Origin of the sequence: Pseudomonas fluorescens (genome assembly GCF_902497785.1) — a bacterium.
GTDB classification, from domain to species: domain Bacteria; phylum Pseudomonadota; class Gammaproteobacteria; order Pseudomonadales; family Pseudomonadaceae; genus Aquipseudomonas; species Aquipseudomonas fluorescens_BO.
The window spans coordinates 47,639-63,286 of record NZ_CABVHK010000018.1; the positions used below are offsets into that span (position 1 = coordinate 47,639).

The 15,648-nt window shown below is 58.8% G+C and carries 12 protein-coding genes; 6 read left to right on the forward strand and 6 right to left on the reverse strand.

Annotated features, from left to right (window positions below):
• The first annotated feature begins 74 nt into the window (after positions 1-74).
• The 5 genes from F8N62_RS24460 to F8N62_RS24480 all read left to right on the forward strand — a co-directional run bounded on the left by F8N62_RS24460 (position 75) and on the right by F8N62_RS24480 (position 6,393).
• On the forward strand, positions 75-416 hold the full coding sequence (locus F8N62_RS24460) for a helix-turn-helix domain-containing protein (protein ID WP_150713078.1): 342 nt from the start codon (positions 75-77) through the stop codon (positions 414-416).
• Complete coding sequence (locus tag F8N62_RS24465; RefSeq protein WP_003223109.1) at positions 413-784, forward strand: hypothetical protein; 372 nt, start codon at positions 413-415, stop codon at positions 782-784. Before F8N62_RS24460 ends, F8N62_RS24465 begins: the two co-directional genes overlap by 4 nt.
• Complete coding sequence (locus F8N62_RS24470; protein WP_150713079.1) at positions 785-1,192, forward strand: sel1 repeat family protein; 408 nt, start codon at positions 785-787, stop codon at positions 1,190-1,192. It begins immediately after the preceding gene.
• A gap of 237 nt (positions 1,193-1,429) precedes the next feature.
• Entirely contained in the window at positions 1,430-6,097 is a 4,668-nt protein-coding gene (locus F8N62_RS24475) for an RNase A-like domain-containing protein (protein ID WP_150713080.1), read from the forward strand.
• Positions 6,094-6,393 (forward strand): contact-dependent growth inhibition system immunity protein, encoded by a 300-nt coding sequence (locus tag F8N62_RS24480; RefSeq protein ID WP_150713081.1) that lies wholly within the window; start codon positions 6,094-6,096, stop codon positions 6,391-6,393. The genes F8N62_RS24475 and F8N62_RS24480 overlap by 4 nt, the downstream gene beginning before the upstream one ends.
• Positions 6,394-7,112: 719 nt before the next feature.
• Here the strand turns inward: F8N62_RS24480 and F8N62_RS24485 are convergent.
• Together F8N62_RS24485 and F8N62_RS24490 are read right to left on the reverse strand one after the other, a co-directional pair.
• Positions 7,113-8,903, reverse strand: coding sequence for a bifunctional diguanylate cyclase/phosphodiesterase (locus F8N62_RS24485; protein WP_150713082.1), 1,791 nt, complete (start codon positions 8,901-8,903; stop codon positions 7,113-7,115).
• A gap of 147 nt (positions 8,904-9,050) precedes the next feature.
• Positions 9,051-11,132: a carboxy terminal-processing peptidase gene (locus F8N62_RS24490; protein WP_191632433.1), complete on the reverse strand. Its 2,082-nt coding sequence runs from the start codon at positions 11,130-11,132 to the stop codon at positions 9,051-9,053.
• A gap of 140 nt (positions 11,133-11,272) precedes the next feature.
• Between F8N62_RS24490 and F8N62_RS24495 the strand changes: the two genes are divergently transcribed.
• Complete coding sequence (locus F8N62_RS24495; RefSeq protein ID WP_150713084.1) at positions 11,273-12,235, forward strand: zinc-binding dehydrogenase; 963 nt, start codon at positions 11,273-11,275, stop codon at positions 12,233-12,235.
• Positions 12,236-12,332: 97 nt separating this feature from the next.
• Here the strand turns inward: F8N62_RS24495 and F8N62_RS24500 are convergent, their stop codons facing one another.
• Genes F8N62_RS24500 through F8N62_RS24515 form a run of 4 tightly spaced genes read right to left on the reverse strand, consistent with a single transcriptional unit; the run spans position 12,333 to position 15,645 of the window.
• Positions 12,333-12,986, reverse strand: a complete 654-nt coding sequence (locus tag F8N62_RS24500; RefSeq protein ID WP_150713085.1) for an HAD family hydrolase — start codon at positions 12,984-12,986, stop codon at positions 12,333-12,335.
• A gap of 34 nt (positions 12,987-13,020) precedes the next feature.
• Positions 13,021-14,025: an ABC transporter ATP-binding protein gene (locus F8N62_RS24505; RefSeq protein WP_150713086.1), complete on the reverse strand. Its 1,005-nt coding sequence runs from the start codon at positions 14,023-14,025 to the stop codon at positions 13,021-13,023.
• Positions 14,022-14,822, reverse strand: a complete 801-nt coding sequence (locus F8N62_RS24510) for an ABC transporter permease (RefSeq protein ID WP_150713087.1) — start codon at positions 14,820-14,822, stop codon at positions 14,022-14,024. The genes F8N62_RS24505 and F8N62_RS24510 overlap by 4 nt, the downstream gene beginning before the upstream one ends.
• On the reverse strand, positions 14,809-15,645 hold the full coding sequence (locus tag F8N62_RS24515; protein ID WP_191632434.1) for an ABC transporter permease: 837 nt from the start codon (positions 15,643-15,645) through the stop codon (positions 14,809-14,811). Before F8N62_RS24515 ends, F8N62_RS24510 begins: the two co-directional genes overlap by 14 nt.
• Positions 15,646-15,648: the final 3 nt, after the last annotated feature.

Genomic DNA, 15,648 nt, shown 5'->3' on the forward strand with positions numbered 1-15,648 from the left:
CTTGGCCGCTGTTAGGATTACACTTCGAGGGAAAAGTGCCGACTCGCTAAGTGTCGTTGTCCTACGGGGAAGTCATGGATATTCAGATAATCACACGCGAAGGCGAGCCCGAATATGCGGTTCTGCCGTGGGCTCAGTATCAGGCTCTACTGAAAGCAGCAGGCATCGAGCAAAAACCGCCGCGCGAAGCAACAGTGCGTCATGCGGCGACACCAGATCAGGTTCTCCCTGGGCTGGATCAACTACGCAGTTTGCGCGAAGGGAAGGGCATCGCCATCGAGGCGCTGGCCCGCACGGTAGGCATCAGCCCGTCTTATCTGGCCTTGATTGAAAGTGGCGAGCGTCAACCCGACGCTGCGATTCGCCGCAGCCTGGCCTGGGAATTGACGGTGCCAGGGTGGAGGGATGAATCGTGAGCGTACGCATCAGTCGTCAACATTGGGACGGGTTGTTGGGCGAGCTGGATCAGGCGCGCCGCCAGCGGCACCTGCTGACTTATCGCGCGCTGCTTGAGCGTTTGCAGTTGCCCACTCCGGCTATGCAAACCCTGACCGCGGCCCTCGAACATCTGGCCGCGCTGGACGCCAAGGCTGAGCAACCCTTGCGCAGTTCGCTGGTGATCAGCCAGGGCGCCAGCCGCCTGCCGCGCACCGGTTTTTTCGAATGTGTCGAGCGACTGGGGCGGTTCTCCGGCCCGTCCGATGGTGTCGCCGCAGCGTCGTGGCACGCCTCGGAAGTGGTGCGAGTGTTCGAATACGAATACCCCGAATCGGCGGAAGCCTGAGTGTTTCTCAAGCTCAAGGCGCGGGCCGGTTACTGGCTCGCCCGCCGGCTGTTTCACTGGTCCTGGTTTGTCCGGCAGCCGCGAGGCTGGAATTGGCTAGAGGGCCAATTCGCGCGCATGGCCAACCTGGGTGATGTCCGCGCTCAAAGCTTCTATGGCCACATCCTGACCTTTCGCGGCGTCGGGCTTGGGGCGCGTGAGGAAGGTGTGCGTTTGTTGCGCCTGGCGGCGTTGGCGGGCGATGGCAAGGCGGCGTATCAGGTGGGCGTGATCAGTCTGGCCGGGACAGCGAGCAAAGCGCCGGACCCTGATGAAGCCGCGCGATTCTGGGAAATGGCAGAGAAGGCAGGGCATCCGTTGGCTGAGCTCAAACTTAAAGAGCTGGCCTCCCGCGACTCCACGCAATAACCCCATAGTTGTGCGGTAAACACACGTGGCGTGAGGGAAACCTCACGCCACGTTTGCGTTTTAGCCTGTTCGTCATTCAGAGGGCGCTGTTTAGGGAATTGCCCTACAGCTTCATCCTACTTTCCTGACTTCTTTCTCGATTGATTCCCCGCAAAGTCTCGCGCGCCCATTTTTGCGCGAGGGATTGCTCATGATTGACCGGATTTTTCAGCTTTCTTCTTGCCGTACGGTGCGTTGATGGATTCTATCGCCCGCATTGAGCGGGAGCTCGATGGTTTCAAAGACACGCTGGATTTGTATCGCGAGCAACTTCGGGGGTTTTTAAGTCAATCGGCGGACCGGGTCAGTCACGCGATGGATATGCCGTCGTTGATGAACATGGAGCGCCAGTTCAAATTTGGGAATACCACCACAGTCGTCGGTATCAACGACGGCCATTTCTCCAGCGTCTCGCAGTGCCCGAAGAACGGGATTCTGGAGATTGAGAGCAAGTTCGAATCAACGTACGACATTCCGCTGGGGAACATCGCCGTTGATGTGATTGAGGTTGATGGCGGTGAAAAAACCACGGTCACACTCGATCAATACGGCAAAGGCAGATTCAGGGGGCTTGCCGGCAAGTCTTACCGCGCACACGTCCACAGCGCGGTGTCTTCGGATGAAGTTGATGAGCTTTTCAAGTCTTACGACAGCCTGACCGGACAGCTCGAAGCCTGGCTGCGAAGCGAGTGGCAAGGGTTCAAACCCCAGTGGCCGCAGTCGGCTTACGTCGCTGCGGGTAACGGAATGCTCGCTGGAGGTTGGGCCGCGATCATTGACGTTTGGGATGGTCTGGGTCTTGTTTTTGACATTCTCAAGAATCCCCGCGATCACTTGGATCTGCTGGGTAGCAGTGCGCAGCGGTTAGTCGACCTGGCGGAGCAATCACCCGCAGCGATGGAAAAAGCCATGTTGCTGGCCAGCGATGAGGCTGCGCTTTGGCTGCTGTTTCGTGCCGCTGGAATCTGGCTGTTGGCTTTACCGCCGAGTGTGATTGCGGGTAATTCGGTGTCGGCGACCAGTCAAATCATTGCCTCTGTGCTGATCGACATCTTGATTGCTTCGGCACTGGCTTTCACGGTAGTCGGTTTACCTGTCGCCAAAGCGTATTTGACTACTCGGGGACTTAAGTACGGAGCGGTGCTGGCAGATCTGGCAATGCGTTTCGTTGAGGCAACTTTTAACCTTCTCAGTACGCTCACTAAATATGTTGATGACTACAAAAAAGTTGCCGCACGCGGTATTGCGGCCGGTGTTAAAAATGGAACAGTGACGCTGACTTGGGATGCCAAACGCAACACCACCCTCCAGCAAACCGAACACCGCGACGACGCTTCACAGCAGGCCACCAATCCCAACGGTGACAGCGCTGATTCCGCCGCCAACACTGCCACCAACAAATGCCCGGTGTCGATGGTCACCGGCGAAGAGCTGCTGACCCTCACCGACGGTTGTTTGGACGGCATTTTGCCGTTTGATTTCACCCGACTCTATCGCACCAGCGCTGCTGAAATAGACGGCGGACTCGGTTACGGCTGGAGCCACAGCCTCGCGCATCGCCTGGAAATCGCCGGCGATCAGGTCATCTGGATCGACCACGAAAACCGCCGCACCGCTTTCCCATTGCCCACTGCCGAGCGACCGGCGATCCACAACAGCCTGTCGCGGGCGGCGATTTTCCTTGGCGACGATCTTGAAGAGTTGATCCTCGCCCAGGCGGGCGACGACACGCGTTTTTATCACTTCATCAACGGTCGGTTGACCGCGATCAGCGACGCCTACGACAACCGTCTGCGCATCACTCACGACCGTCAGGAGCGCCTCCAACGCCTGGATAACGGCGCCGGCCGCGCCTTGCGCTTGCGCTACGACCGCCGTCATCTGGTCGCCGTCGATTATCAGGTTTTTATTCCGGCGGACACGTTGGAACAAGCTTGGGTCACCGAACAGACGCTGGTCAGTTACCGCTACGACGAACGCGCCCGACTGATCGAAGCCAGCAATGCCGCCGGTGAAAGCGAACGCTACGACTACGACGATCAACACGTCATCCTCCAGCGGCAACTCGCCGGTGGGGCGAGTTTCTTCTGGGCGTGGGAAAGGTCCGGCAAGGCTGCACGATGCGTCCGGCACTGGGCGTCGTTTGCGCAGATGGAGGCGCGGTATGTCTGGGATGACGAGGGCAGCGTTACCGTCCACAACCTCGACGGCAGCCAGGAGGTTTACCAGCACGACGACCGCGCAAGGCTGGTGCGCAAGGTCGGGCTGGATGGCGGCGAACAGCTCAAGGCTTACGACGACAAAGGCCGCTTGATTGCCGAGCAGGATCCGCTCGGTACCGTCACCGAATACCACTACGACGAAGTCGGACGCCTGGTCGCGCTGATTCCGCCGCAGGACGAGCCGACGTCCTACGAATACCGCAATGGTTTCCTGCATGCGCGGTATCGCGGCAAGGCCATCTGGAAGTATCAGCGCAATGCTCAGGGCGATGTCACCGAGGCGACCGATCCTGACGGCCATGTCACCCACTCTCACTACGACGCGCAAGGTCGGCTGCTGTCGATCCGCTACCCGGATCACAGCCGCCACACCTTTGTCTGGAATGCCTTGGGGCAGTTGCTCGAAGAGACATTGCCGGACGGCGGCCTGCGGCGGTTTTCCTACGATGCACTGGGTCGGCAGACTACCCGGCAGGACGAACACGGTGCGGTCACGCGTTACGCCTGGGACGCCGTTGGACGACTGGTCCAGACGACGCTTCCTACGGGCGCTAACCGGGCCTTCAGCTACAACGCCTACGGCAACATTACCGCCGAACGCGATGAGCTGGGCCACGTCACGCGTTATGAGTACGTCGATGATCTGCACCTCGTCAGTCGCCGGATCAATCCGGACGGCACCCAGCTCAAATACCGCTACGACAACGCCCAGCTGTTCCTCACGGAAATCGAAAACGAATCCGGCGACAAATATCAGCTGGACTACACGCCCAATGGCTTGATCCGACAGGAAAGCGGATTCGATGGCCAACGCACGGCGTATGCCTACGACCTCAACGGCCATCTGCTGGAGAAAACCGAGTTCGGCGCTGACGGCTCGCAACTCGTCACGCTGTACGAGCGCGACAGCGCCGGCCGCCTGTTGGTCAAAACCCTGCCCGACCGCAGCAAGGTTGAATACTGCTACGACAGCCTCGGTCGACTGATCAGCGTCGATGACGGTCACGATCACCCGCTGGAATTCCAGTACGACACACAGGGCCGGCTGATCACCGAGCATCAGGGTTGGGGCACGCTGCGTTATGGCTACGACGCCTGCGGCCAGCTCAACCGGATGCGCCTCCCCGACGGCAGCAAGCTCGACTACCACCACGAAAAGGGCGGCGCGCTGAGCGCCATCGACCTCAACGGCGCGCGGCTCACCAGCCACCAATTCACCTTCGGCCGCGAGCAGCAACGCCAGCAAGGTCAGGCCACCAGCCAGTACCACTACGACGATCAGGGCCGCCTGCAAGCCCACGCCATTAACCAGCAAACCCGACCGCTGTACCTGCGCCACTACGCCTACGCGATCAACGGCAACCTCGTAACCATCGCCGACAGCCGTCACGGCCAGCGCAGCTATTACTACGACCCGCTCAACCGCCTGACCCGCGTGCGCCACAGCCGCGACGAGCCACCGCAAAGCTTCGCCCACGACCCGGCCGGCAACCTGCTGATGCAGGATCGCCCCGGACTCGCGACCGTCAAAGGCAACCGCCTGCTCAGCCAAGGCGACCGCCACTACGACTACGACTACGACGCCTTCGGCAACCTTGTCCGCGAACGTCGCGGCACGGGTCCTACGCTCGTCACCGAATATGCCTACGACTGCCAGCACCGACTGACCGGCGTCACCACCCCGGACGGCCGCTGCGCCCGCTACCGCTACGACGCCTTCGGCCGGCGCATCGCCAAAACCGTCGACGGCCACACCACGCAATTCTTCTGGCAAGGCGACCACCTCGTCGCCGAAAGCAGCCGCGAGCACTACCGCAGCTACGTCTACGAACCGGGCACCTGCCGCCCACTGGCCCTGCTCGACGGCAAAGGCCCACGCAAGGCCTGCCCGTTTTACTACCAACTCGACCACCTCGGCACCCCGCAGGAACTGACAGACTACAGCGGCGAAATCGTCTGGTCGGCGAAGTACAACGCCTACGGCAAAGTCACACTGCTAACGCACGGCGGGGGCGAGCAACTCGAACAACCGCTGCGGTTCCAGGGCCAATACTTCGACCCCGAGAGTGGTCTGCATTACAACCGGCATCGGTACTATGATCCGGAAGTCGGAAGGTATCTGACGCCGGACCCGGTGAAACTGGCGGGTGGGCTGAATCAGTACCGGTATGCGCTGAATCCTACGGGGTGGGTTGATCCGTTGGGGTTGGCTTGCAGCCCATGCCCTGGTGATTTGGATGCTGATGGACCGTATAGCGAGATTGTTCCAGGCGGGGGGTTAGCTGCGCATGAGGCCCAAGGCGGGCACCTCATTAAGAAACATGTGGGGCGAACTGACACACAATTAGCTAAAAGGTTAAAAGCTGAGCCAAATATTCCTGCTGCGTCAACATTTCCTGACAGAGCTACTGCTGAGTCGGCATCTGCGAGAGCATTGGAGGCTAATAAAACAAAAATCGAAAAATTTCTAAAAGGAGGAAAAGGTAAGACAACCGTGACTCATGTATTTCCGTACCCCGTTGGCGTCAGTATCCCTAAAGGACGTAGTGCCCATGAGCCGGCTGCGAAGGTATTGCTGGTTTTGGTCAAGGATACCCGACGTCCTGAGGGATATTTTTTGTTAACAGGATTTCCAGAGATATGAGTACAAAATTTCCCGAGCTACACGATTTTTTCGGCGCCTACTTTCATCAGGATTGGACTGTCGAACATGATGCAGCGGAACAAGTGATTGATGCATTTTTAGTCGAATCCGACCCGGAAGATCTAGCTTTAGTCCGGCACGAGCTTGATCTTCTGCTTGAACAGCGAAAGGGCGAAATGGAATTGCGGGAGTACTTACTGAGAGAGTTGAGCTGTTACTACTGCTATTGGAATGAGTGGGAATCGGGCGATATATGGTTGCGTCATATCGCTAAAAAACTGGATAACGGTATTTGATGGCTTTTGCTGATAACCAGCACCAAAATTTCTGGGCAAGGTCGTCGGAAGTTTCCTTCAAGTTTTAGCGGTTTCCATGAACTGGTGCGAAGTGAGTTCAATCGATAGTCTCTGGTGGTCACTGAAAATTCGGTGAAGGGGTGTAGGAACCCTTCAAGACTAGAGAGGCGCTTTGGCATCCACACCTGTATTTGCGGCCGCCAATGCGCGTCCGTAAGGTCAGTTGCGGCGGCTGTGCGCGGGCACGCTTCGGTGTGGTCGAGTTCTCTGGTCTCGATATTCCTACCCCGCGTATAGCTGCCACCCAAGCCTGTAGGAAGGCCGTTGATAGCTTCACTTTTACTCCTCAGTGATTTTGCCTTGCTCTGTGCCGTTCCGCTGCGCGATGGCTGTGATTTGCTGGATACGGTGAGGGAGAGGTTGCGGGATCGGTCTCGCGAGTAGCGCGGGCCGGCTTTTGTGGCGAGGGAGCTCGCTCCCGCTCGGCTGCGAAGCAGTCGTCCCGTTTTGGGGCTGCTTCGCAGCCCACCGGGAGCAAGCTCCCTCGCCACAGGGTTTGTGTGATGTCGGGAATAAGGCTGCGACGGGCCGCTCGGCGGTGATTGATCTGACGGCTTCGCGAGCAGGCTCGCTCCCACAGGTTTTTGTGCCGTTCGCAATATCCACTTTCGGCACAAAACCCTGTGGGAGCGAGCCTGCTCGCGAAGCCGTCAGCGCAATCACCGCTGGCCCACTAGCCATTCACTCTCTTGCCCGGCCACCGCCAGACTATCAATCACATGCACGCTATACCCAGGCACATTTTTCGCGTGGTGCTTGGCTTGCGATGCCATCTCCGCCAACTGGCTCGCGTCGAGTCGCTCACATGCCTGTGGATGCAAATGCACCACGCCGATAGACAACGACAGTAGGGGAAATTCCTGTCGTACACCCTGGCGGTTCGGCGCGATGAAGCAGCCGGCTTCCAGGTGTTCGCTGCGGTAGAAACGCCGGCACTGGCTCTGGAAGTCGTCGAGCAACTGGTTCAGCCGTTTGCGCCAGTCTTCCGGACCGAGCACCAGCAGGAAGTCATCGCCGCCGATATGGCCGACAAAGTCGCGGGACGGGTCGACGCGGTCATTCAGGCATTGCGCCAGGCACAGCAGGACTTCGTCTCCGCGGCCGTAGCCATAGATATCGTTGAAAGGTTTGAAGCTGTCGATGTCCACGTAGCAAATCACCGATTCTCGCCGCTGCTGCAGCAACCGCGTCAGGCATTGCTGGATCGGCACGTTGCCCGGCAACAGGGTCAGTGGGTTGGCGTAGCGGGCTTGCTGGATCTTCAGTTCGGTAATCAGTTTGAGCACGTCGATCACCCGGCCCAACCCCAGATACCCGCCATTGAGCGTAATGATGAAATCTTCTTCAATGCGCTGTCGGGCGCGACTGGTGATCAGCCGGCTCACTTGCTGCAGCGACTGACTCATTTCGACCGCGAGGAAGTCATCGCTCATCAAGCGACTGATCGGCTTGCGGGCGAACAGGTCGGTGGCAAACGGCTTGAGCAGTACGTCCGAGAGCGAGTGCCGATGGACGATGCCGCAGGGATGGCCCTGCTCGTCGAGCACCGCCAGCGAGTTCAGGTTGGCCTGGCGGCGAAAGGCTTCCAGAACGGTGGCGGTCGGCGTATCGCGAGGCATCGCCGGTTGGTCGTTGAGCAAGGCGCTGAGGTCACTGCCTTCCTCGTTCAGAGGCACAGCAGCGGTGTCGTGCTTGGGCATCAGGTTACGCGCATCCCTGGGCGGATGTTCCTGGGGCCTGCACAGCAAATAGCCCTGAACCAGATCGACGCCCATGTCAGTCAGCACCGCAAGTTCTTCGCTCAGCTCGATCCCTTCAGCAATTACCTGTGCCCGGGAGGCTTTGGCGATCTGCATGATGGACCCGACAAACTCACGCTTGACCGCGTCCTGGTGGATACCGTCGATGAAGTGGCGGTCGATCTTCACGTAGTCCGGGCGCAATTCGGACCACAGTCGCAAACTCGAATAGCCCGCCCCCAAATCATCCAGCGCAATGGAAAACCCCATCGCCCGATAGTGATGCAGTGCGTTTTGCAGCAGCTGGAAGTCGTCGGTTGGCGTCTGCTCGGTCAGCTCGATCACCACCTGGCTCGGCGGTATGCCGAAATCCTCCAGCAATTGCAGGGTTCGCCCCGGTTGGTGAGCGGCTTCGAGCAGGGATTCCGGAGAGACGTTGAGAAACAGTTTGCCGGGCAATTGCTGTTCGTTGAAACGCCGGCAAGCACTTTCGCGGCAAGCGATTTCCAGTTCGTTCAAACGACCCGTCTGGCGAGCGACGGCGAACAACGCGATGGGAGAGTGCAGGGGGCTGTTCGAGGGGCCGCGACTGAGGGCTTCGTAGCCGATAATTCGTCGTTCAGAGAGGGAAATGATCGGTTGGAACAGGCTGTGCAAACCGCTTTGAGCCAATATGGAACTCAAGGCACTCAGCTGTTCTGTCGTGGTCATGGCTTTCTCTGGCGATAAAAAAAAGGACGGGGAGCACTCTTTGGATAGAGGTGCTCCCCGCCCTTTATTTCACGACAGAATGATGACTGTTTGATGACGCTCCGGGGAGCGTCAGCACTAAATTGCCATCATCTTGCTTTTGACCAACTAGTGCTTGGCCACTGCGGTGTTGAGTTTCAGGTAGTCCAACAGAATCCGCCCGGTCTCGCTCAGGTAGGCATCGTCTTCCGGTTTGGTCTTGTCCGGCTCGGCCGCGAGGGCGTCTTCGTCTTCTTTCTTCAGCTCTTTGAGTGGCTCTTCGCCCTTGGCCTTGCGACGCAGGTTTTCCATGGCCAATTGCTTGGCTTCGATATCCGCGTGCTGGGCACGGCGATCAGCTTCATTGAGGCTGACGGTTTTTTCCGCCATCAGCTTCTGCGCCAGGGCTAGTTTGTCGCGAATGAACACGAACTCCGCATCCTTGGCCGAGCGTACGTCGTGCTCGGATTTGAGCTGGGCGATGTACGGTTTGAACGGATCCAGTGCAGGCTTGATGGCCGCGCGGATGGTGTCCCACGGCATGGCTTCCGGCAGGGCACTTTCACCGATTTCCTTGGTGTCGATGATCGACGGGTAATCGATGTCCGGCAGTACGCCTTGATGCTGGGTGCTCTGGCCGGAAACCCGGTAGAACTTGGCCAGCGTCAGCTTCAATTCGCCGTGGTTCAGCGGCTGAATGGTCTGCACGGTGCCTTTACCGAAGGTCTGGCCGCCGATAATCAGCGCACGGTGGTAATCCTGCATGGCGCCGGCAAAAATCTCCGAAGCCGAGGCGGACAAGCGGTTGACCAGCAACGCCATCGGGCCTTTGTAGAAAGCGCCCGGGTTTTCATCTTCCAGCACGTCAACGCGACCGTCGGCATTACGCACGAGCACAGTCGGGCCTTTGTCGATGAACAGGCTGGTCAGCTCGGTGGCTTCCTGCAAGGAGCCGCCGCCGTTGTTGCGCAGGTCGATGACTACGCCGTCGACTTTGTCTTTCTGCAACTCGGTCAGCAGCTTCTTGACGTCGCGGGTGGTGCTCTTGTAGTCCGGATCGCCGGCACGGAAGGCCTTGAAATCCAGATAGAACGCCGGAATCTCGATGACGCCGAGCTTGTAGTCCTTGCCGTCCTGTTTCAGGTTGAGGACCGACTTTTTGACCGCCTGGTCTTCAAGCTTCACCGCTTCACGGGTGATCGGCACGACCTTGCTGGTCTGGTCGTTTGGCGCATTGCTCGCCGGGATCACTTCCAGGCGCACCACGGTGCCTTTCGGGCCCCGGATCAGCTTGACCACTTCGTCGAGGCGCCAGCCCACCACATCGACCATCTCTTTGTTGCCCTGGGCAACGCCGATGATCTTGTCGGCCGGTGCGACCTGCTTGGTCTTGTCGGCCGGTCCCGCAGGCACCAGACGCACGACTTTGACCTGGTCGTTGTCGCTCTGCAACACGGCGCCGATGCCCTCGAGGGACAGGCTCATGTTGATGTCGAAGTTTTCCGCGTTATCCGGCGACAGGTAATTGGTGTGCGGGTCGTAGGACATGGCGAAGGTGTTGATGTACGCCTGGAAGATGTCTTCCGGACGGGTCTGATCCAGACGCGCGAGCTGATTCTTGTAGCGCTTGGTCAGGGTTTCCTGGATCTGCTTGGAATCCTTGCCCGCGATCTTCTGCCGCAACACTTCGTCCTTGACGCGTTTGCGCCACAGGTCGTCGAGTTCTGCGGTGGATTTGAGCCAGGCGGCATCCTTGCGGTCGATCAGCAAGGTTTCCTTGGTGTTGAAGTCGATCTTGTCGACGCCCTTGTTCAGCTCTGCAAGGGCAAAGTCCAGACGCGCCTTGACGCGGTCCAGATAGCGCTTGTAGATGATGAACCCGGCATTGAGGTCGCCACTTTTGAGGAAGTCGTCGAACTGGGTCTTCCACTTGTTGAATTCTGCAATGTCGCTGGCCATGAAGTAGCTGCGCGACGGGTCCAGCAGCTTGAGGTAGCTGTCGTAGATGATCACGGAGCGCGCGTCATCGAGCGGCGGCTTGCTGTAATGATGACGCTTGAGCAACTCGACGACATTCAGACTGGCGATCACTTCGTCACGATCAGGCTGAAGCTTGTCCCAGCTATTGGCTGCGAACGTGTTGCTCGACATCGGCATCAGGCCGATACCAATGAACAGGGCGAGGGCGGTGCTGGGGAACAGATGCTTCATGCTGATTCGACGCGGGGACAATTGATCACGCATATTAGGCCGTCTTTGAAGTCGCCGGTTCCACAAAGGGCCGGTCACATAATGCAAGAAAGCCCGGCGCTACAGCTACGGGCTCAGTCCAGACTCACTATGGAGGCACTGTGAAGGCATTGCAAGGCGTGGAAGGTCAAGTGGAGTGGCTTGAAGAGCCCAGTCCTGTGTGTGATGTAGGGCAAGTTCGCATTCGTGTGGCGGCAGCGGGCCTCAATCGCGCCGATTTGTTACAGAAGGCCGGTCTCTATCCGCCACCGCCGGGGGCCAGTCAGGTACTGGGTCTTGAGTGTTCGGGAGTGATCAGCGAGGTCGGTGCGGGATCGTCATGGCAGGTCGGCGACCGGGTTTGCGCCTTGCTGGCCGGGGGCGGGATGGCCGAAGAGGTGGTAGTCGACGGACGGCACGTGCTGCCGGTGCCGGAAGGATTGTCCCTTGTCGAGGCGGCAGCGTTGCCCGAAGTCTATGCGACCGTCTGGCTGAATTTGTATCAACTGGCTGCGCTCAAACCCGGTGAGAAAGTTCTACTGCACGCCGGAGCAAGTGGGATCGGTTCAGCGGCCATTCAGCTGTGCAAGGCGTTTGGCAACCCGTGCTGGGTCAGCGTCGGTTCTGCCGAACGTCTGGCTTACTGCGAAGCGTTGGGTGCTCAGGGTGGGGTGGTGCGCACCGACGATCTGGACAGCCTGAGCGATCTGGGACCGTTCGATGTAATTCTCGACCCGGTCGGTGGAAACTACGCCGCGCTGAATCTTAAACTGCTGGGCCGCGATGGCCGGTGGGTGCTGATTGGCCTGATGGGTGGTCGTGAGGCGAAACTGGACCTGGCGCAGGTCCTGGCCAAGCGCGTGCAACTGCTGGGTTCGACTTTGCGCAGTCGTGATGATCAATTCAAGGCGGATTTGTTCAGTGACCTGAGCCAGCATGTCTGGCCGCTGTTTGCCGAGGGGCGGTTGAGTCCGCAGTTGGCGAAAACATTTGCGATCAAGGATGCCGAAGCGGCGTTTGCCGAGCTGGCAAGCAATAAGGTGGCGGGGAAATTGGTGTTGGTGATCGACGAAAGCCTGACCTGAGGTCGGGTTTGCTTTAAAAGATCGCAGCCTTCGACAGCTCCTACAGGGTGTACACCACGCCAATGCAGGAGCTGCCGAAGGCTGCGATCTTTTGCTTTTATTTCCAGAGATGGATAGGCCAGCCGGCTTTTTCGGCGTGTTCGAGCAGCACCGGATCCGGGTTCACCACGTGTGGGAAATCCACCTTCAACAGCAGCGGCAAATCGTTGCGTGAATCCGAGTAGAAACTCGCGCCTTCCAGATTCTCCTCTTCGGCATCCAGCCATTCCAGCAAGCGCGTGATCTTGCCTTCGCGGTAAGTCAGCGTGCCGACGGTGTGGCCGCTATAAACCCCGTGCACCACTTCCAGTTCGATGCCGAGGATCTCGTCGATGCCCAGACGATCGGCAATCGGCCTGACCAGGTGCGTCCCCGAGGCCGAGATCACGAGGATCCGGTCGCCGGCCTTGCGATGGGCGGCGATGGTTTTGGTCGCATCGCTGAAGATGATCGGCTCGATGAAATCCTCCACCCAGGGCGCTACCAAATGCTCGACCTCTTGCGGCGTGCGCCCGATCATCGGTTCGAGGCTGAAGGTCATGTAGTCCTCCATGCGCAATTTGCCGTGGCTGTAAGCGTCCATCAATTCGTTGTTCTGCCGCATGAACGACTCGGGATCGACCCAGCCCAGGCGGCCCATCTGTTCGCTCCAGAGGGTGGCGCAGTCGCCGTGGATCAGGGTTTCGTCCAGATCAAAAATTGCCAGGGCCATCAGTGCAGTTCTCTCTTTAACATCAGCAAAGTCATCAGGCTACCTCACACAGGGCCGTCGGATCGATGGAAAGCGCCAGTCGCTGACCATCGGGATGCAGGTCTGCCGCCGAACGGTTGAGCACATCGACGACCAATTCCACACCGCGTGCTTCTATCCGATAGCGAATCACATTGCCCAGCAGGCTGTGGCTGCGCACTTGTGCGTCGAGGTCGCCGTTCAGGCTCAGTTCGATGGCTTCCGGGCGAATGGCCAGGCGATGGGTGATGGGCCGTTGCAGCAACTTGCTGGCGCTGTCGGCGTCCAGCAGGTTGTAGTTGCCTATGAAACCGGCAGCGAACACGTCCACCGGCGCGGTGTACAGGGTTTCTGCGTCGCCGCTCTGTACGATCTTTCCTTGATTCATCAGGAAAATCCGGTCGGACATGGTCAGCGCTTCTTCCTGATCGTGAGTGACAAAGATCGTGGTCAGGCCGAGTTCGCGCTGGATCTGGCGGATCTGTTCGCGCAGGTGCTTGCGAATCCGCGCATCAAGGGCCGACAGCGGTTCGTCGAGCAACAAAAGTCTTGGCCGGGTAACCAGCGAGCGGGCGAGTGCAACCCGCTGACATTGACCGCCGGATAATTGATGCGGATACCGCGCGGCAAAATCGGTGAGCTCCACCAGTTTCAACACCTCGGCGACGCGCTTTTGGCTGTCATCGCTATTGACCTTTTGCATGCGCAAACCGAAGGCGACGTTCTGCTCCACGGTCATGTTGGGAAACAGCGCGTAGCTCTGGAACACCATGCCGATGCCGCGCTTTTGCGGGCTCAGCGGTACAAGGTCTTGACCCTCTAACAGGATCTTGCCGCCATCGACCGACGTCAGCCCGGCAATGCAACGCAGCAACGTGGATTTACCGCAACCGGACGGGCCCAACAACGTGACAAATTCACCCTTGCGGATTTCGCAATTGATGTCGCTGAACACCGTCGTGCTGGCCTGCCCTAATTGAGAGAAGCTTTTTTGTAGATGTTGGACGCTGACATAGCTCATTCGCTTTTGTCCTTGTTCAAGATATTGGCCGCCCAGGTCAGAACCAGCACAAAGAAGAAATAGGAAATCACCAGTGCACTGGTGAAGTGGCCGCTGCTGTTGCGCATGTTGTTGAGGTAGACCTGCAGGGTTTCGTAGCGCGTACCGACGAGGATGTTGGCGAACACAAATTCACCGAACAGAAACGAAAACGACAGCAGCAGCGCCACCATCAATCCCTTGCGCAGGTTTGGCAGCACCACCAGGAATGCCGCTTGCCAAGTGCTGGCACCGAGCAATTGGGCGGCATCCATCAAGTCGCGCAAGTTGATCGCTTGCAAATTGTTGGTGATCGCCCGGTACATGAACGGCAGGGCGACGGTGAAGTAACAGCCGATCAGAATCCACGGCGTGCCGACCATTGCGAACGGCCCCGAGCCGTAGAGCTGCAACAGGCCCACCGACGACACCACCGGCGGCACCGCAAAAGGCAGCAGGATCAGGATGTTCATCAGCGCGTCGAGTTTCGGAAAGTGGTAATGCACCACGAACAGCAGCGGCAGAATCAGCACCACCGACAGAATCAGCGCGCCGACGCAGACCAGCAATGACTGGCCGAAGGCGTGCAGAAAGCGCGGGTCGCTCCACAACGCTACGTACCATTTCAAACTGAAGCCGCTGGGCAAGATGGTCGCCGACCAACTGCTGGAAATTGAGTAGATCAAAGTGCCGAGCAGCGGCAATAGCAGGATGGCAAACAGCAGATACACCACGACTCGGTGGTAGATGCCGACGGGGCCCAGTTCAACGCGAGACATGGTAGCTCCTCTTCAGCAGCAGCTGATGCACGATGGTCACCAGGGTCATCAACGCCACGAGCACCACCGCCAGGGCACTGGCCATGTTCGGGTCCAGGGAAATGTCACCGGAAACCATCGCCGCAATGCGGATCGTCAGCACGTTGAAGTTGCCGGTGGTCAGGGCGTAGACCGTGGCGTAGGCGCCGAGGGCGTTGGCCAGCAGAATGACGAAGGTGCCGAGCAGCGCAGGCGTCAGCACCGGCAAACCGATGTGCCGCCAGAACTGCCAGCCGTTGGCGCCGAGCAGCGCGGCGGATTCACGCCAGTCTTCGCGCAATGCATCGAACGCCGGGTAGAGCAGCAATACGCCCAGTGGAATCTGGAAATAGGTGTAGAGAATGATCAGCCCGGTTTTTGAATACAGGTTGAAATCCTGGATGATCCCGGCCTGCTTGAGCATGATCGTGAAGCTGCCGTTGAAGCCCAGCAGGATGATGAACGCGAAGGCCAGCGGCACGCCGGAGAAGTTACTGGTCATGTTGGCGAAGGCGTTGACGAAGTTGCGCAGCCTGGAGTCGACCCGGCGCAGAGAGTACGCGCCGAGCACGGCGATGATGATCCCGAACACGCTGGACCAGAAACTGATCTCGAGGCTGTACTGGATAGCCTGGAGATAGAACTTCGAATTGAAGATTTTGCTGAAGTTGGCCAGGCCCCAGCCGAACTCTTCCGATTGCAGGCTGTTGATCATCACCCAGAGGAGGGGGGCGATCTCGAACACGATAAAGAACAGGGCGAAGGGCACCAGGCATAAGGCGGCCAGCCATTTGCCGCGCGTCATGGC